The sequence below is a fragment of the Xanthomonas sp. NCPPB 3218 genome (genome assembly GCF_056725185.1).
This window is the reverse complement of record NZ_CM161516.1, coordinates 2,640,276-2,661,057: the sequence shown is the minus strand read 5'-3', so window position 1 is coordinate 2,661,057 and position 20,782 is coordinate 2,640,276. Positions and strand designations below refer to the sequence as shown.

At 69.1% G+C, this 20,782-nt stretch carries 2 protein-coding genes; both read right to left on the bottom strand.

From position 1 onward, the window contains the following. Positions 1–2: 2 nt before the first annotated feature. Entirely contained in the window at positions 3–1,232 is a 1,230-nt protein-coding gene (locus tag AC1PLS_RS10885) for a beta-ketoacyl synthase N-terminal-like domain-containing protein (protein ID WP_184431149.1), read from the bottom strand. Continuing rightward, on the bottom strand, positions 1,229–20,770 hold the full coding sequence (locus tag AC1PLS_RS10880; RefSeq protein WP_481103669.1) for an SDR family NAD(P)-dependent oxidoreductase: 19,542 nt from the start codon (positions 20,768–20,770) through the stop codon (positions 1,229–1,231). Before AC1PLS_RS10880 ends, AC1PLS_RS10885 begins: the two co-directional genes overlap by 4 nt. Positions 20,771–20,782: the final 12 nt, after the last annotated feature.

Below are 20,782 nucleotides of genomic sequence, written 5' to 3'. Positions count from 1 at the left end.
CGTCACGCCTCGTCGGCGTGGCGCAGGCAGAGCGCGGTGTTGACGCCGCCGAATCCCATACTCAGCGTGATGGCGTGACGGACGTCGCGGGCCATGCTCGTGCCGCGTACCCAGTCGAAGCCGTTGTCGATGGGCTCTTCGAGATTGAGGCTCGGGTGCAGGCGCCCTGCCCGCATCTGTAGGACGGTGGCCGCGACTTCGACCGCCCCCGCCGCGCAGAGTCCGTGACCGGTCACGGACTTCGTCGCATTGATGGCTGCGGAAACCAGTCCGCAGGCACGCAAGGCCTTCAGCTCGGTCTCGTCGCCGAGGGGCGAGCCGGTACCGTGTGGATTCACGTAGTCGATGTCGCTCGCCTGACAGCCGGCGGTCTCCAGGGCGGCGCGGATCGCGGCGACTTCGCCGTCGACGGATGGATCGGGATTCCGATTGCCGTCGATGACGAGTCCCCAACCGCACACCGTCGCATAAGGACGCACACCGGCCCGGCGCGCAGGCGTGGCACGCTCGACGACGATGGCCGCACCGCATTCACCGAAGATGAATCCATCACGGTACGTGTCGAACGGACGGCAGGCCGCTGACGGTACGTCGGCATGGCGATCCGAACCCATCGCGCCCAGCGAGCGCAAACCGAGGCATTCCCAGTAAGACAGGTCCATCAGGGGGCCGAGCGCGATGCATGCGTCAACCTCACCCGAACGGACCGCCTGCGTCGCGCGAAGGATCGCCAGCTGCCCGCTGGCCGACGCGCCCGCGACGGTGTACGACGGGCCGCGAATGCCGAAGAGCGACGTGCATGAGGCGACGACGTCGGTATCCATGAACGTCATGCCGTAGGTGGGACGCAGGAACGCCTCGCGATTGCGATACTTTTCGTGCAACAGCGCGATCTCGCGTTGCTGGAAATTGGACCCTCCCACGATAAGACCGATGCGCCGCGGGTCGATCGCATCCAGCGAGGCTTCCTCCCATGCCTCGTGCAGCGTCGCCAACGCGAGCCGCCCACTCAGCGAAAGGCCGCGTGGCAGTGATTTTTCAAGCGTATCCGGCAGCGGCGGCATGTCCATCTCGGCACCGATGAACGACGTCTCCTGACCATGCTGCCGGCCAGGCCGCCGCATGATGCCGAAAGCACTGCGTCCTCCGAGCAACGCGTCGAGAAAGGCGTTCTTTCCATGGCCGATGGCGCTACCCACGCCGACGCCGGTGATCACGACATCCTCGCTCATGAGAACAGCATCCCCATATCAATGGATGGCGTGTCATCGGGCAAGGCCACCAGTTGCGGCGGTGGCTCGTCGGTAGCGGCGGCATCACGCTGTGTCTTTACGAAGGCCAACTGGGTGAACGGTCCGCCGAGCAGGCGATCGAGCGCGGCGAGTCCTTCCTCCGGCTCGATGGATGCCACGCCAAGATCGGCCATCCGTCGCTGGATGTCCTCTGACGCCACTATGCCTACGCTGCCCCAGTAGCCCCAGTTCATTACCCTGACGCGGCAGGGCCAGGTACGGGATAACTCATGCGCCAGGGCATCCTGGAACGTGCAACCGGAGGCGTAGTTGCCCTGGCCGCCCGCGCGGGCGAAGCTTTGGAACGAGGAAAAGAACACCGCGAAGTCGAGAGGTTCGCCGGCGAACACCTCGGCGAGGCGCACGCTGGCATCCACCTTTGCGCCGAGGCCCGCGAGGAAACGTTCCTCGTCCATGTTCGCCAGCCCCTTGTCGAGCAGCACGATCGCCGAGTGGACGATGCCGTGAATTCCGTCGTGGCGTTCGCGGATTTGTCGATACGCGCGTTCGAGGTCGCTCTGTCGCGTGGCATCGGCCTGGATATAGATCGGAGCGGGACCACCCAGTGCCACGAGGCGATCGATCCTGGCGGCGATCCCGGCATCGTGAGCACGGCGGCCAAGCCACACGACGTGCGCGCGATATCGGCGTATCAAGTGCTCGCTTAGCGCTTCGCCGATTCCCCCTGCCCCACCGACGATGACGTAGACACCACCTTCGCGATAGGCGTTGCCCCGAGCCTCCACCTCACAGGCAATCAGCTCCTGCGTCAGCCATTCGCCGTCGCGATGGGCCGACGTGCGTCCGTTGCCGTCGACGGGGCGGTTGAGCATGTCGTTGAACGGCCGCGGATCGTCCGCCGCGATGTCGACGATGCGTATGGTCCAATGCGCATATTCCTTGGCCAACGACCCCACCAGTCCGTGCGTGGCCGCCTGGGCGGCGTCAACCGGTGCATCGGCGTCGACGGCGCAGGCGCCCGTCGTGACGAGGGTGAACTCCAGCGCGTCGTCTCCGAAGCCCCGGTGGAGCAGCGCCTTTATCGTCCGGAAACAGGCCAAAGCGCATGCCGACGGCTCGTCGGGATGTGTAGCGAACGCGGTCGGCGTCGCCACCCAGACCACGTGACTGGGCGTTTGTCCATCGATGGCGGTGGCGATGTCCTCGACCGTTGCGCCGGGTTCGACGTCGATGAGCCGAGCGTGCGAATGGCGTTGCCTCAGGGCGTCCCTGACGCCGTGCGTCGCAGGTTCGCCGAGCAGGAGTAACGCCTTGTGGCGGTCGCCGTCGAGTCCTGGCGAAGCGTCGACTTCCCACGACGGTGTGAGTAGCGTGCCGGGTGCGTCGCGTTCGGTTCTGTTCGTATCGTCCGCACCATGGGATGGTGGCGTGAACTCGCGGGAGCGCAGCCCATCCAGGCGCACGCATACGCGACCGGCGGTATCGCAGATGTCGATGCGCAGGTTGCGCATCCCTGGCTTCGCGACGTCGGAGGTATCGGCGCGGATGACCACGACGGCGTGTTCTGGCGTGCGTTGCGTAATGACGGCCTCCTTTACTGCGAACGGTACGACCGGACCACGGGGTTCCTGCGCCGAAGCGTTCGCGTCGGCCAGTTCCAGCGCCAGGGCCGCCTGCGCGGCGGCATCCATGATCGACGGATGCAACGCGTAGCGCGACTGGGCATCGAGGGTGCATGCCGGCAAAGCGACCTCCGCGACGACGTAGGGTCCTTCGCCGTCTTTGCCGATGTCGATACGCGTCAATCCACGATGGGCGGGCCCGTACTCGATGCCGACGCTGGCGTAGATCGCGTAGCAATCCTCGACGGCGACACGGCGTTCGCAACCCGCCCGTAGGCGTTCGAGGTCGAGGCGCCCACCGTTTTCCGGAAGCGCGTCGTCCAGGTGGGCCGCGAGCACCGCCCTGCCCTGCGCGTGCACCCATGGCATGCCGTCGTCCGGACCGTCGGAAACAATCTCGAACTCGATTTCACCGGCGTCGTTCTCGACCAGCGTTGTGCTCACGGCAACCGGCGCGCCATCGACCACGATCGGTCGCAGCCAGACCACGTGGCGCAGCACCATGGGCACGGCATCTTCGTGTCGCGAGGGGCCGTGACGCTCTTCGCCGATGCCTTGCAGACCCATCGACCGGCTATTCGCCGCATGCACCATTTCAAGATAGGCGACGCCCGGAAGCAGGCGTTTGCCCTGTACGCGATGGTCCGTGAACTCGTGCTCGTCACCGGTAAAGGTGGAAACGTAACGCTGCTGCCAGAAGTCCGACCGGTTGACGTGAAGCAAGGGATGCAGGTGCTCGCGGACGTATCGTGCGCCGACTGACGCCGTCGCTTCCGGCGCTTCCACCCAATACGGCGTCGGTGCGAACGGGTATGTCGGCAGCGACAGGCGACCATGGGGCTGGGAGGCGAACAGCGGGGCGAAGTCGAGGTCGTAACCCTGGGCGTGCAGTTCGGCGATCGCGGCCAGGCGTTCCAGGTAGTCGTCGGTGGCCAGGGTCGGCAGACATTCCGCCATGCATTGCTCGCCGTATCGGCGCAGTGCCACCTCGCCTCCGCCCTGCAGTTCCAGGCCGCGCGAGACGTGAACCTGGGGCGCTTTGCCGCGAGCGAGCCATTTGCCCAGGCGCTGGACGAGTTCTTCCAGGCTTCCGCCCACGCAGGCCAGCCGGTGTTCGAAGTGCTTTCGCCCCATCAGCAAGGTGTAACTGACGTTGCCGCAGTCGATGGCAGGTTCGGCATCGAGGTGGGCGAGCAGGCGTTCGACCTGCTGGCGGAGTTGCGCCTCGCTGCGCGCGGAGAGCGCCCACAGGTAGCCGGGCCGCGGCGCCGTGGTGCGGGCGTGCGCCGGGGCCTGCTCGATCACCATGTGCGCGTTGGTGCCGCTGAGACCGAACGAGCTGACCGCGGCGCGGCGGACCTGCCCGGGGGCGACCGTCCACGGGCGCAGCGCGGTGGGCAGGTAGAAGGGGCTGTCGGCGAAGTCGATGTGCCGGTTGGGCTGGCCGTAATGCAGCGACGGGGCGATCTGTGCGTGGCGCAGGCACAGCAGCACCTTGAGCACGCCGGCCACGCCGGAGGCGGCGGTGGTGTGGCCCAGGTTGGTCTTGATCGAGCCGATCGCGCAGTAGCCCTGGCGGGCGCTGTCCTGGCGGAAGGCGCGGGTCAGGGCATGGAACTCGATCGGATCGCCGAGCTTGGTCCCGGTGCCATGCGCCTCGACCAGTTGGATGCCGTCGGCGTTGATGCCGAAGCGCTCATAGACCTCGCGCTCCAGGCGCTCCTGGGAGACCGCGCTGGGCGCGGTGATGCCGTTGGTCGCGCCGTCCTGGTTGATCCCGCTGCCGCGGATCACCCCATGCAGGTGGTCGCCGTCGGCCAGGGCGTCGTCCAGCCGCTTGAGCACCACCACGCCCACGCCCTCGCCGGGCACGAAGCCGTCGGCGCGGTCGTCGAAGGTGTGGCAGCGGCCGCTGGCCGAGAGCATGCCGGCGCGCTCGCCGCCCAGGTACAGGCCGGGGGTGGACTGGACGAAGACGCCGCCGGCCAGGGCCAGGTCGACCTCGCCGGCGCGCAGCGCCTGGCAGGCCAGGTGCATGGCCACCAGCGAGCTGGAACAGGCGGTGTCGACGGTGATCGCTGGGCCCTGCAGGTCCAGGTGATAGGCGATGCGCGCGGAGACCAGCGAGGTGGCCTTGCCCCACATCGCCTGGGCGGGCAGCGGGCCGGCCGGCAGGAGGTGGTAGTCGCCGCCGTTGTAGCCGGCGTAGACGCCGCAGCGCTGGCCGGCGATCGAGGCGCCGACGTGGCCGGCTTCCTCCAGTGCTTTCCAGGCCTCCTCCAGGAACAGCCGCTGCTGCGGGTCCATGTGGGTGGCTTCCAGGCCGGAGATGTTGAAGAACCGCGCATCGAAGTGGGCGATGCCGTCGAGGAAGCCGCCGCGCGGGCAGTACGCCGTGTCGCCCAGGATCGCCGGCATGTCCCAGCGGGTGACCGGCTCGGTCAGGTCGTCGCCGGCGGCCAGGTGGGTCCACAGGGTCGCCACGTCGGGCGAGCGCGGGTAGCGCCCGCTCAGGCCGACGATTGCGATCGGGGCGAGCGCGGAAGGCAGTGCGACCGGTGTCGACGTCGTTGTCGCCGTGGGTGCCGGTGTCGTTGCCGTTACCGGGGTGGGTGCCGGTGCCGGTGTCTCGGCCGCCGGCGGGGTGCCGTCGAGCGCGGCGGCGAGGGTGTCGCGGTAGCGCTGGACCAGGTGGGCGGTGAGCTTGTTGACCGTGCTGAAGTCGAACACGCTGGTGCTGGTCAGCGTGGTGCCCAGGGTGGCGTTGATCGCCTCTACCGTGCGCACGCCCAGCAGCGAGTCCAGGCCGTACTCGGCGAACGATTCGTCTGGATGGATCGCGGCCATCTCCACCATCAGCGCCTCGGACAGCGTCTCCAGGACCACCTGGCGCACGTGCGCCTGCAGGCGTGCCGTGTTCACCGGCGCGGTGGCCGGGGTGATGGCCGGCGCGAGGTCCGCCGCCGGCGTGGCAACCGCCGTCGCCGGCGCGCTGTCGGTCACGACCGCCGCGTCGCTACGCAGGACCACGCCGTCGCTGACCGCGGTGATCACCTGCGTGCCGGCGTGCAACTCGGGGGTGAGGAAGCGCACCGGCGCGTAGCCTTCCGCGTGCAGCGCCCGCGCCCAGCGCGCCGGAGCCAGCAGCGGCGAGCCCGGTTCGCGCAGCGCCGCGTCCTCGAAGCGCCACCAGCCCTCCAGCAGGCCGAAGGTCAGGTGGCCTAGCACGCTGTTGCTGCTCAGCTCGTTCAGCAGCAGGATCCCCTGCCCCTTTAGCACTGCCTTGACGTGGCCCAGCGCCTGGCGGATGTCGCGCGTGGCATGGACCACGTTGGTCGCGATCACCACGTCGTAGCCGTGCTCTTCCACGCCCTGCGCCGCGGGCGCCTTCTCCAGGTCGAACACCTGCCCGCGCAGGTACGGCACGTGCGGCGCGTATTGCGCCTGGGCGTGATGCAGGAATGCCTTGGACAGGTCGGTGTAGGCGTACTCGGCCACGTGCGCGGCGTACGCGCCCAGCGCGGCGAAGACCACCGCGCTGGTCCCGCCGGTACCCGCGCCCACCTCCAGCACGCGCAGCCGCGTGGCCGGGTCCTGCGCCAGGCGCGCGCGCAGGTAATGGACCAGCGCCTGCGCCACCACCGTGTTGCAGTGGTCGGTCAGCGGGTTGCCCCGGTACATCCCCTCCACCCGCTGCAGCGTCGCCTGCGGGAACACCACCGCCGTCGCCGCCTGCTCGCCGCGCAGGATCGCCGGCAGCGCCGCCTGCGTGGCGTCGACCAGCGCCAGGGACGCCGCGTCCTCCCCGCCGGCCGCTACCCAGGTCGCCCAGCGCGGCGCCACCGTGGCGTCGGCCGGGCCCTGCAACGCCGACAGCACCGCCGCCTCGTCGCCCCAGTGCGCACGCAACAGCCGCTCGGTCTGTGCCCACCAGCGCGTGTACGCCGGGGCGAGCGCCGCGCCCGCCTTCCACGCCGCCAACGACGCGCACGGCGCCGCCGGACCCAGCTCGCGCAGGCGCTGCACCAGCACCTCCAGCAACAGCGCGTGCAGGGCCTGCGCCCGCGCCTGCGTGGCCGCCGTCGGCGCCGGGCCGGCATACGCCGGCGGCACGAAGTCGGCCAGCGCCTCGGCCAGCGGCGGCGCCGAGGCATCCACCGTGACCTGCCCCGTGCCCAGCCGCACCCCCTGCAACGCCCCCGCGCGGGTGGTGCGCAGGTACGCCACCCGTTCCAGCGGGCTGGCCAGCACCCGCTCCAGCACCGCCAGGCCCTCGGCCGGGGCGATCGTGTCCATCCCCGCCTCGGTCAGCCAGTGGCGGAAGCTCTCCAGCGCTCCGGCCGTGGCCGTGCTCGCCCAATACCCCCAGTCGATCACCCGCACCGCGCAGCCCAGCGTCGCCGAGCGCGAGGCCACGTAGGCGTCCAGGAACGTGCTGCCGGCCGCGTAGTTGCTCTGCCGGCGGGTCTTCTCCAGGGCCTGGATCGAGGAGAAGAACACCATCGCGTCCGTCACGTGCCCGGCGAACGCCTCGACCACGCCCACCGTCGCGGCCACCTTCGCCGACAGGCCGGCCTCGAAGCGCGCCGTGTCCATGTGCGCCAGGTCGCTACCGCCCATCGCCAGGGTCGCGTGAATCACCCCGTGGATCACCCCGTGCCGGGCCAGGATCGCCTCGCGCACCCGGCCCATCGCCGCCACGTCGCGCGCGTCCACCGACAGGTACGTGGGCGCCTCGCCCCAGGCCGCCAGACGCGTGCGACGCGCCTGGATCGTCGCGTCCTCCGCCCGCCGGCCCAGCCAGACCACCCGCGCGCCGTACTGGCGCACCAGGTGCTCGCTGAGCACCTGGCCCAACTCGCCCGCGCCCCCGACGATCGCGTAGACCCCACCGATACGGAACGCCGGTGCCGACGCCACGGGCAGCGCGCAGGGCACGCAGACCGGCCGGTACCAGCGCCCGTCCCGCTGCGCCCGGCCGTTGCCGTCGGCATCCGCCGGCCAGGCCAAGCAGGCCTCCAGCGAGGGCGGCGCCACCTCGGTCGCGTCCGCTTCGCCTACCTCGTCGATCTCATCCTCCAGGTCGAACAGCCGCAGCCGCCATGCCGGATGCTCCTTCGCCGCGCTGCCCACCAGACCCCACACGCTCGCGTGCGTGGGATCGATCGCCTCGCCGGCCAGCACCGGCTGGCTGCGCCGGGTCAGTACCGTCAGCGACAGCGGTGCGGCCGCCGCCGCGAAGGCCTGCAACAGCGCCAGGCCAGGCATCACCCCCGCCGCCTGGCCGGCCACGATCGCCGCCCCCGTCACCGACTCCCGCGCCGACGGCAGCGGCCAGAACCACTGCACGATCCCGGCCAGCGCCGCCCGCCGCGCCGGCACCGCGGCCGCCGCCAGCACCTCGGCGGCCGGATACCGCGCCCGCCAGCGGGCCTGCCGCGCCGGGTCGTCCTCGACGATCGCCCAGCCCGTGCCGTCGTGCCGCGCGCGCGCCACCGGCACCTCGACCGTCGCGATCGGCGCCCAGCCCGGCACCAGGGTCAGTGCACCGCTCAACGGGAACGCCGGCGCCGCCTCGCACGTCTCGTCCATCCGTTCATCCGTTCCCGCGTTCCGCGTCGGTGCAATGGGCTCTATGGCTTCCGTGGCCGGTATCGGCGCCGAGGGCACCCAGTAGCGCGAGCGCGCGAACGGATAGGTCGGCAACGGCACCCGCGCATACCCACCACCGGCGAACAGCCGCCCGTAGTCCAGCGGCTCGCCCTGCACGAACAGTTCGGCCAACCGCTCCAGCCGCTGCCGGTACGCCGTCGCGTCCGTCACCGCCAGCGTCGCGCACGCGGCCAGGCAGGTCTCGCCTTCCGCGCCGTGCGGCCCGCGCTCGGGCACGCCCCGCTCGCGGATCTCGCTCGCGCGCACCGCGCCGGCTTCCCCGGCCAGCCAGCCGGCCAACTGCCGGCCCAGCCCGTCGATGTCCTCGCTCACGCAGGCCAGCCGATGGGCGAAGTGCCGCCGGCCGGTCAGCAGCGTATGGCTCACGTCGCCCAGCGCATACTCCCGCCCCTCCGCCCGCCACGTCGCCAGCCGCTCCAGGAGCCGCTGCGCCTGCGTGCGCAGCTGCGCTGCGCTGCGCGCGGACAGCACCGCCAGATGCGCCGGCCGTGTCACCGCCGCGCGCGCGCGCGCCGGCGCTTCCTCGATCACCAGGTGCGCGTTGGTGCCGCTGAAGCCGAACGAACTGATTGCCGCGAGGCGTTTTCGATCCGGCTTAGGCGGCCACGGGCGCAAGGTGGTATTGACGAAGAAGGGACTCGATGCGAAATCGATATGGCCGTTGCCCTTCTCGAAATGCAGAGAGGCGGGCATGGCATCGTGCCTGAGTGCCAGCAGCACCTTGATCACGCCGGCCACGCCAGCGGCATTCGCCGCATGGCCCAGGTTGGTCTTGATCGAACCGATGGCGCAGTACTGGCGGTCCTGTGTGTACTTGCGGAACGCTTTGGTCAGCGCCTGGAACTCGACCGGGTCGCCTAGCTTGGTGCCCGTGCCGTGCGCTTCCACCATCTGGATGTCCGCTGGATCGATGTCGAAGGTGTCGTAAACCTGGCGATGCAGGCGTTCCTGCGAGCGCGCGCTCGGTGCCGTGATGCCATTGGTCGTTCCGTCCTGGTTGATGCCCGAACCGCGGATCACCCCGTGGATATGGTCGTTGCTCGCCAGGGCATCGGCGAGCCGACGCAGCACCACTACGCCCACGCCTTCGCTGGAGACAAAACCGTCGGCGCGATCGTCGAAGGTATGGCAGCGGCCGCTCGCCGAGAGCATGCCAGCCCGCATGGCGGATATCTGGAACGTGGGACTGGACTGGATGAACACGCCACCGGCGAGCGCAATGTCTACCTCTCGGGCACGCAGGCCTTGGCTGGCGACATGGATGGCGACCAGCGAACTGGAGCATGCGGTGTCGATGGCGAGTGCGGGTCCCTGCAGATCTAGGAAATAGGCGATGCGTGACGGCGTCACCGAACCGGAATTTCCCCAGAACGCCTGCGGCGGAACGTTGCCGGAGAGCAGCGCACCGTAGTCGCCGCCCGTGCAGCCCAGGTAGACGCCGCAGAGCTTCTGCTGGATGTCGACGCCGGCGTAGCCGGCGTCTTCTAGCGCATTCCATGCTTCTTCCAGGAAAAGCCGCTGTTGCGGATCCATGTAAGTGGCTTCTGTGCCCGAGATGTTGAAGAACATCGCGTCGAACTGTTCTATGCCCGACACCACGCCACGACGGCCGTACGGACTGCCCTCGATCGGATCGAGCAGGTCGTTGCCCTGAGCGAGGTGCTTCCACAACGCGTCTGCATCCTCGGCGTGCGGATAGCGCGCGCTCAGGCCGATGATGGCGATCGGTTCGGGCACGCCGGATGCGATGGCCGCCGCGTGTTCTTCCACGATGGGCTCCGGCGCGGCGAACCGCGTGGACGTCGGCGACGATGGCTCACCGACGACGACCGTGGCGGCGGCATCTCTATCGTTCGTCGCATCCGGCTGCCAGCGCACCTCATGCTCGGCCAGAATGAAACCGGTGAGCCGGTTCACCGTGCTGAAATCGAACAGCGACGTCGTGTTCAATGCGATGCCGAGCGTATCCGACAGCACGTGTACGGCATGCACGCCGAGTATCGAGTCCAGCCCGTAATCGGCAAACGGCTCGTCGGGATCGACCAGGTCGGGCGATACCCTCAGCGCGGCGGCGATCGTCTCGACGATCGTCCGGCGCAGCCAGGCGTCCTTGCGCGCATCGTCGTCGCGCGCCGTATCGGAGGTGCGCACTAGAGCGCTGACGGTCGCGGTTTCCGCGACGGACTGCGTCCGTGCCGGCCGACGCTCGGCGGGCATGGCGGTGACCGGAGCACCGAGCGTCCGGAAGATCACGCCGTCGCTCAGGGCGACGATCACTTGCTGACCGAGCGCATGCGACGCCTCCGCGGGCAGATGGACGATCGGGAATCCTTCCGCTCGCAGTACGTTCCGCCACGCCGACGGCGCGAGCCCCGGTGTGCCGGGGATGCGCAGTGCATCGTCTTCGAACAGCCACCAACCGTCGAGCAGTCCGAACGTCAGGTGGGTGAACAGACTGAATCCGGTGATTTCGTTGATGAGCAATAGGCCGCCCCGCTTCAGGGTCGCCTTTGCGTTGCGCAGCGTGCTTCGGATGTTGCGCGTGGCGTGAAGTACGTTCGTGGCGATCACCGCGTCATAGCCGCCCGTGGCCATCGATTGTGCTTCCGGCGCCTGCTCGACGTTGAACAAGCGGCCGCGCAGGTACGGCACGTGCGCGAAATGATCTTCGGCGTGCAGCAGGAACGACCTGGATACGTCGGTATACGTGTACTCCTTGATGGCGGCCTCGAAGGGCTTCAGCCGTTCGAATACCATGGCGCTGGTGCCGCCTGTGCCGGCGCCGATCTCCAGGATGCGGAAACGGCGGCCCGGATCGCGGTCCAGGCGATCGCGAAGCTGCGCTTCCAGTGCGTCGCACAGCACCGAGTTGAAGTGATCGGCCACGGCGTTGCGCGCGTAGACGCTAGCGACCGAGCCCATCGACGAATCGGGGAACAACACGTCGGTTGCCAGGCGGCGTCCCGTGAGAACATCCGGCAGGGCACGCAACGCGCGCTCGACGAGATCCATCTGCGCGACGAGACTGTGGTCGTCATGCGAGGCATCCTTCAACGATCGCCATGCCGTCCAGGGATCGTCGCCTCCTGTCTGGATGGGTGTTTCATCGAGTATGCGCAGACTGTGCCTCACCCAGCGCACGTGGTGGCCGCGTATGCCGGCCGATGCGATCCGGTCGTGCAGGAGCATCTCCGATGCCGCATCGAGCAAGCCGAGTTGCGCGAGCTGCGTGCTCAGCAAGGCAAGTTGCAGATCGTGGAAGGTGGCGTGCCAGGCGTTCGCCCGTTCATCTTCGCTCGCGGGCCCGCCTGCCGCGACCATCGGCGTGTCGGCGATTCGGTCGTCCACCTGGGGCGAGCGAGGTAGCGCGCGCAATCCCGTGTTCGCGCTCAAGGCGCCGAGTGTCTCCGTCGACAACGTCTTGACCATCGCCAGTTGCGGCACGTCCGCGTCAAGCAGCGACAACAGGCCGTGGATGCCCTCTTCCGGTTCGATGGAGCCGATGCCCATCTGCCGCATGCGCTGCGCATAGTCCTCCGAGGAGACGCGGCCGACGGACCCCCAGAAACCCCAGTTCATCGTCTTCACCGAGGACGGCCACGACGATTGCAACGCGTGGGCGAAAGCATCCTTGAAAGTGCAGCCCGCGGCGTAGTTGCTCTGCCCTGCGGCCTTGACGAAACTCTGCAACGCCGAGAAGAACAGCACGACTTCCGGCTCGTCCACGGCGAAGACCTGGGCCATGCGCACCGAGATATCCACTTTCGCGCGAAGCGCTGCGCGGAAGCGGTCTTCGTCCATGTTCGCGAGGCTCTTGTCGAGCAGCACGATCGCGGAATGCACGATGCCGTGGATCCGTCCATATCGCTGCACGATGGCGGAACGCGCGCGATTCAACTCGTCGTATTGCGTCGCATCCGCCTGAATGTAGAGGGGCGGTTCGCCGTGAGCACGCAGGCGCTCGATGGCCGCTTCGATCTCCGCGTCTTGCGCCCGCCGGCCGATCCATACCACCGATGCGGCATGTTCCCGCAGGAGGTATTCGGTGAAGACCTGGCCAAGGCCGCCGGCACCGCCGACGACGACATGGACGCCGCCCCGGCGAAAGACCGGGCGAGGTTCGGAACGGGGTTCGAACGGTAGCCACCGCTGCCGGAACCATTCGCCGCCACGGGTCAGCCATGCGTCGCCCGACGCGATGAACGGCAGGCGCAGCACGTCGTCCGGCACGACGTGTCCGTCGGCCCCGAGATCGACGAGGCGCAGCAACCAATGGGGGTACTCCTTCGCGACCGAGCCGATGAAGCCGTGCACGCTCGCATGCGCCGGATCGATCGCGTCGCTCGCCCACGCACGCTGCGACTGTGTCGTCAGCACGGTCCAGCCGAGGCGACGCGTGCCGTATCCCTCGGCGAGCAGGGTCTTGACCAGGCGGTAAAGGGCGACGACGCCGTCTTCCTGCGCGTGGATCAATGCGTCGTCGCCAGGTGGCGCGGATATCGTCGGGGCAATCCATACGACATGGTCGTACGGCGTCGCCGACGAGGCGAGCGCCCGGGTGAGCGACACATCGGTGTCCTTCGCATCCACGATGACGCGTTGTCCATACCGGGCGGTCAGGGCAACTCCCTGGCCGTCGCTGCCGTCGATGACCAGCACGCGCGCGTCCGCTGCTGGCCACGATTCGCCGAAGGGTTGCACGACCACATCCCATTGCGGCGCGAGCAGCGTCGTCTCGGGCGTCGCGGATGTCGCGGACGTCTCCGCGGAAGGCGAGCCGACAGTACGGCAGGTCAGTCCGCGCACGATGACGCATGGCCTGCCCCGCTCGTCGCAGACCTCGACGTCGAGTCGCGACGAAGAGGAGCCCGCAATCGAGCGGCTGCGGACCAGCGCATGGCCTTGGCGCGGCGTCGGGGCGAGGACTTCGATCTCGTCCACCGCGAACGGCATGGCCGCCTGGGCCGGCGCGTCGTCGACCGGTTTCGCGTCAGTCACCATCGCAAAACCGATCGACGCTTGCAGCGCGCTGTCGAGGAATCCGGGATGGAGCAGGTAACCGTCGTCCGTCGCGTGCATGACGTCCGGCAGGCGAAGTTCGGCCAGCACGTAGGACGACCGCGCATCGGCGCCGAGATGGAGGCGGCAGATACCGCGATGGCCCATGCCGTAGCGAACGCCGGTGGCGTTGAAGACGGCATAGCAGTCCGTCCCGTCGATGTCGCGATCGCAGCCGCGGCGAAGCGCGGCGACGTCGACGACCTCGTGGGATCGGGGCGAGGCGATGGCGATGGTGCCACGCGAATGCACGGTTTCGTCCGCGTCGTCCGTCGCATTGCCTGCCCGAGTATAGATCTCGAAGCGGAGATCCTCGGTAGCCGTCGGCACCAGGCGAACATGCACCGTGGTTTGCGCATCCACGCGCAGCGGATGCAGCCAGACAACGTCTTTCAGAATGAAGGTCGCGTCGCCACTGGCCCGTGGATCGCGCTCCCAGGCGAGGGCAGCAGCCTCGATCGCCATCTCGAAGCACGCCACGCCGGGGAGCACGCGCGAACCGTGCACGCGATGATCGGCGAGGAAGAATTCCTCACCGGTGAACGTCGACGAGAATCGCTGTTCCCTCAGTGTCGACGTATTGCGATGGACCAGGGGATGCAGTGTCGCGACCGCTTCCGCGACGGGCCGGGCGAGTGCGTCGAGCGGCAACCAGTGCCGCTCTCGCGCGAAGGGATAGGTGGGCAGCGGGCGGATGCGCGGCGACATACCGACGTGCAGTTCGCGCCAGTCGACGGCCAGGCCCTTGGCCCACAGCTCCAGCACCTTGGCGTACTTGCCGCGGGCCAGCCACTTGGCCACCGCCTCGCCCAGCTCCTCGTCGGCGCTGAAGATCGCCAGCGCGTCCTTGTGCGCCTTGACCTCGCCGTGGTGCAGCACCTCGCCTTCCGCATCGGGCTCGCCGGCCTCACCGGCCAGGAAGCGTTCCAGCGTCGCGCGCAGCGCGGCCATCGAGGCGGCGGTGAAGCCCAGCCGGTGTTCCATCGCCTCGCGGCCCACCTGCAGGGTGTACGCCACCTCGGCCAGGTCCGCGTCCGTCCAACCCTCGCGATCGCACGCCGCCAGTAGCTGCGCCGCCCGCTCGCGCAGCGCCTGGTCGGTGCGTGCCGACAGCACCACCACCGCCGGCCGCGATGGCGTCACCGTCACCGGCGCGACCGCCGCCGCCATGTATTCCTCGACGATCACGTGCGCGTTCGCGCCCCCGGCGCCGAACGAGGAGATTCCCGCCACTCGTGGGTATTCCCGCTCCTGCCCGTCCACCGTCAGCCGCGGACGCGGCCAATCGGCCAGCGTGCGCTGCACCCGGAACGGCGTGGCCGCGAAGTCGATGTTCGGGTTCGTCGTCGCCGCATGCAGGCTCGGCACCAGCTGCCCGTGACGCATCTGCAGCAGCACCTTGGTCAGCCCGGCGATCCCCGCCGCGCTCTCGCAGTGGCCGATGTTCGACTTGGCCGAACCGATCGCGCAGAACTGCCGGTCGTCCGTGGCGAAAGCCTGGGTCAGCCCGGTGATCTCGATCGGATCGCCCAGCTGCGTGCCGGTGCCGTGCGCCTCCACGTAGCTCACCGCCCGCGCCGGTATCCCGGCCCGGGCCAGCGCCGTGGCGATCAGGTCGCGCTGGGCCAGCGGGTTGGGCACCGTGTAGCCGTTGGTCTTGCCGTCGTGGTTGATCGCCGTGGCGCGGATCACCCCGTGGATCGCATCGCCGTCGGCCTCGGCCCGGGCCAGTGGCTTGAGCAGCGCCACGCCCACCCCCTCGCCCGGGACGAAGCCGTCGCCGTCGGCGCCAAAGCTGTGGCAGCGCCCGCTCGCCGAGAGCATGCGGCTGCTGCACATCATCGCGTAGTTGGCCGGGTGCAGGTACAGGTTCACCCCGCCGGCGAAGGCCATCTCGCAGTCGTCGCGCAGCAGGTGCTCGCACGCCTCGTGGATCGCGGTCAGCGACGAGGAGCACATCGTGTCCACCGGCATGCTCGGGCCCTGCAGGTTCAGCACGTAGGACACCCGGTTGGCCAGCGAGCCGAACGAGGTCCACGGCGCCACCGTCTCGCCGCGCTGCCACAGCGCCGGACCGTACAGGTCGAAGCCGGTCTTGGTGATTCCGGCGAATACGCCGACCCGGCGGTCGTGGGCGCGGGCGAAGCGCTCGCGCGTGTAGCCGGCGTGTTCCATCGCCGCCCAGCAGGCCTGCAGGAAGATCCGCTCCTGTGGGTCGAGATTCATTGCCTCGCGTGGCGAGATGTTGAAGAACCGCGCGTCGAACTCGGCGAAGACGTCGAGGAAGCCGCCCCACTTGCTGTAGCTGCGGCCGGTGGCGATCGCCCGCTCCATGTCCGGCTCGTGGAAACCTTCCAGCGACCAACGCTCGGCGGGGATTTCGGTGATGCTGTCGCGGCCGGCGGCCAGGTTGTCCCAGAACGCGTCCAGGTCCGCCGCCCCCGCGTAGCGTCCGCTCAGGCCGACGATGGCGATCGTCCGTTCGGTGGGCGCGGTGCGTGGCGCAGGCGACGTGGCCGGCGCCTGCGCGATCGGCGGTGGCGCCTCCACTGCCTGATGTCCGGTTTCAACAGCAGGAGCGACCGGCGCCGATTCGCCGGTCCAGCGTGTGCATGCCGCCGGGTCGCTTTCGACCAGGTGCGCGGCCACCCCGGCCAGCGTCGGGTACTCGTAGAACAGGGTCTTGGAGACCTCCTCGAAAACGGTCGCCAGGCGCGCGTTCAACTGCATAACCATGATCGAATCGATGCCGTAGCTCTCCAGCGGCTCGTCCACGTCGATCCGCGATGCGCTCAGCTTGGTCACTGCGGCGAACAGCGCCTGCATCCGCGCGAGCACGCGCGGACCCAACGTCGCCGCAGGCGCGCGGACCTCCGGCATCGGCATGGTCGGTGCCGGTAACGCCGAGGACAACGCCGGGTGCGCGCTGCCGTGCAGCACCTGTACCTGCGCCTGCCCGCTCGCATATGCCTGCGCGAACGCCACCATCGCCGCCGCCGTCGGCATCGCCTCGATCCCCGATGCGCGCAGCTCCTCGCGGCGCAACGCGTCCACCCGCATGCCGCCCTCCTCCCACAGCGGCCAGCCCACCGACAGCGTGTGCCCGTGCGCCTCGCCCCGGGCCACCGCCGCCGAGCGCTCCTGCGCGTACGCATCCATGAACGCGTTGGCCAGCGCGTAATCGCCCTGCCCCACGTTGCCGTGCGCCCCCGTCGCCGAGGAGAACAGCACGAAGCAATCCAGCGGCAGCTCGCGCGTGGCCCGGTCCAGCAGCACCGTGCCGCGCACCTTCGGCGCCAGGACCGCCGCGTAGTCGGCCTCGCGCTTCTTCAGCAGGAATCCGTCGGACAGTACGCCCGCCGCGTGCAGCACCCCGTCCAGCCGGCCGTGGCGCGCACGGATCGTTGCCACCAGTTGCCCCACGCTTGCCTCATCGGTCACGTCGGCGCGCTCGTAGGCCACGTGCAGGCCCGCCGCGCGCAGCGACGACAGCGTCGCCTCCACCGCCGCAGACGGTGCCGAGCGCCCGCTCAGCACCACTGTCGCCCCCGCCGCCCGCGCACCGATCTCCCGGGCGAACAACTGGCCCACGCCACCGCCGCCGCCGGTGATCAGATACACCCCGTCGCGCTTCCACGGGCCGTCGCCGGTCGCCGGGCCGGCCAGCGGCCGGTAGCTCCGCGCCTGCGCCACCTCGCCGTCGAAGCGCAGCTCCGCCGCCTCGCCCCGCGCCGCCAGGGCCAGGCACGCCGCCACCTGCGAAGCGTCGTCCAGCGCGGCCACGCCCAGCACCTGGCCGCGCAGGCGCGGCTGCTCCAGTCGCGCCGTCTTCAGCAAGCCGCTCAAGGCCTGGAACACCGGCGCCGCCGCCGGGACCACCACCTGCACGTGCAGGCCCGTGCCCGGCGTCGTGCGCAACCATGCCTGGACCCGCTCCAGCAATTGCCAGCCCGCCCACGCCACGCGCGTCTCGAGCGAGGTGCCGTCGTCCGCCGCCAGCACCTCGACCCGCGCCGCCGGCAGCTGCGCCGCCAGCGCCGTCGCCGACGTACCCACCGGCCAGCCGGCCAGCAACACCCAGCGCTCGCCCTCGGCCTGCGCCGTCGTCGGGGCCGCCGTGAACGGCACCCAGTCCGGTGTCAGCAGCAACGTGCGCGCCGAGGTGCTGGCGTCCGTCGGCGTCGACGACGTGTCGGGAAACCAGTGACGGATCCTCGCGAACGGATAGCCCGGCAGGTTGGCTCGCCGTGCCGCAGAATCTCCTCTTGCCCGAACCCAATCGATCGAAGCGCCGTTCGTCCACGCGTGCGCGATCGATTCGAGGTCGCCCTCACGCATCCAGGTCGCCGCGCGCGCCGACGGCCGTTCGTCGCGGGCGTTCGCGTTCCATGCTTCGCGCTCGTCCGTGCGCTTGCCCGCGAACGACGATCCGTCGGCACGCACCACGCCGTCACTCGTGAACGCGTGCAGGCGCTGCGACAAATCCGCCATGTCACGCACGATGAAGGCCAGGCGATGATCGAACGCCATGCGTCCCACCTGCAGCGTATAGGCGAGATCGTCCAATGGCACGTCGACCTGTTCCAGGAAGGTATACAGCCGGCGTGCCAGCTCGCGCAGGCGTGTATCGTCGCGGGCGGACAGGATGACGAGCGCCGGCTCCGACGACGTGGGCCGAATCGCGTCTTCGGCGCTGCGGACGTATTCCTCGAGCACGACGTGCGCGTTCGAACCGGTGGCACCGAACGAGCTGAGTGCGGCCCGGCGCGGCGTCGGCGTGGCGCAGGCATCGTCCACGAGGGTCGGCGCCGACCATGCCTCGGTACGCGTCTGGACGACGAAGGGACTATTCGCCCAGTCGATGAGCGGATGGGGTGTGTTCGCGTGGAGCGACGCCACGCGCGTGCGGTGCTTCAACTGCAGCGCTGCCTTGATGAGACCGGCGATGCCGGCAGCACCCTCGGCATGTCCGATGTTGGATTTCAGCGATCCGATCGCGCAGAAGCCCACCTCGTTCGTCGTGGTGCGAAACGCGCGGGTAAGTCCCTCAATCTCGATGGGGTCGCCGAGCGACGTGCCCGTGCCGTGGGCTTCGACGTAGCCGATGCTGCGCGCGTCGACATCCGCCCTGGCAAGGCATGCCTCGATCATGGCCGCCTGGGCGACAGGGCTGGGCACGGAGAAGCCACTGACGGATCCACCGTGGTTGACTGTGCTGCCACGAATCACCGCGTAGATCGCGTCGCCATCCTCCACCGCGTCGCGCAGCGGCTTGAGCAGCACGGCACCCACCGCTTCGGCGGGTACATAGCCGTCGCCGCCTTCCCCGAAACTGCGGCAGCGTCCATCGCTCGCATGCATGTCGGCCATGCCGTATCCGAGGTATTTCGCCGGATGCAACGACAGATTCACGCCACCGGCCAGGGCCGCGTCGCATTCGCCGCGACGCAGGCTTTCCACCGCAAGATGCACGGCGGTCAGCGACGACGAGCACAGGGTGTCCACGGTGATGCTTGGCCCATGGAAATCGCACACATATGACACCCGGTTCGCGATCATTCCCGACGACAGCGACAACGGAAGCAACTGGCGCTCGCGCAGGCGCTCGATGCCCAGCAGCGCATAGTCCTTGTGCATGGCACCGGCGAACACGCCCACCGTGCGTGCCAAACCGTCGGGCCGCGCTGCGGAAAGCGTCGCCGGCGTGTGGCCGGCATCTTCGATGGCTTCCCAGGCCACTTCGACGAACTGGCGTTCCTGCGGATCCATGGTTTCCGCATCACGCGGCACCACGTGGAAGAATTCCGCGTCAAAGCTGTCGGCATCGGCGATGAACCCGCCCCAACGGGACATGGCCTTGCCTGATGCCGACGTTACCGAATCCAGCAAATGCCAGTCCCAGCGCGAAGGCGGAACCTCCGAAACGCAGTCGCGGCCGGCCAGGAGGTTGCGCCACAGTTCGCGAACATCGCGCGCCTCAGGAAAACGCCCTGCCATGCCGACGATGGCAACGGCATGGGCGGACACGTCCCGCGTCCGGTCGTCGTTCGTCGCCGCCGCAGCCATCGTCACCGGAGGCTGGCCGACCCGGCCGCGCAGGTGCCGGGCGAGCGCACGCGTCGTCGTGTGTTCGAAGAGCAAGGTGGGAGCCATCGGCACGGAAAGGCGGTCCTCGATGACCTGGGAAAGTTCCAGTAGGCCCGCCGAATCCAGGCCCATGTCGTAGAACCCGCGATCCGCATCCACGTTGTCCGTTGCCACACCCAGGTGCCGGGCGATGATCCCGCGGACGAGATCCTCCATCGCGTGCGCCGACGCGACCTCGCCACTCGCGTCCTCCGGTGAGGACGGCGCAGCCACCGCCTTGGTGGTGAGATCGATCAGTTCGGCGACCTTGGTGCCCGCCTCGTCGAAGAAATCGAGGGTGACCGAGTTCATGTCACTCCGCATGCGCAGGGCATCGTGCCGGATGCGGGCCACGCAGCGTCCGTCCAGCGGACGCGAGGCGCGGAACGCATCGAACGAGATCGGCAGCAGCAGCGGTAACGGTCCGTCGTGCTCCGCCGCCGAGGCGAGGCCGCCAATGCCGATGGCGCAGGTGTCGAGTAACGCCGGATGGAACATCAACGCCATGCCCTCGGGCCGGCTCGCCGCGTCGACGGCGCAATCGACATAGATCGCTTCCGCGGTGCGATAACGCGTGCCGGAAGGTTTCATGAAAGCACGATGGACCAGCCCGTGCGCGACACATTGCGCGTGGATGCGCTCCAGCCCGAGGCGCTCGACACACGCCGCCGCCACCGCTTCCATGTCGATCGTCTCGTCGAACCGAACTTGTTCCTCGCGAACGACCCGAACGCTGCCGTAACGACGCCGTGTCGCTCCCGGCAGAGTGCCGTGGATATCGACGTGCCAGGTGGCGTCGTCGATGCGGTGTCCCGTGATTTCGACGGACACTTTGTCGCCCGCGGAAACGGACAGCGGGTGGTAGATGGACAGGCGGCGCAGCGTCCACTGGCGATGGTCAAAGCCGTGCTCGCGGAGCACCTGATGCAGCAGATCGACGTAGGCCAGCCCGGGAAGCACGTGCTGCCCGTGAACGACGTGATCGCGCAACACGGGGTGCCGTGCGCTCAAGCGGAACTCGTCTCGCAAGGAATCCATTGCAGTCGCTTC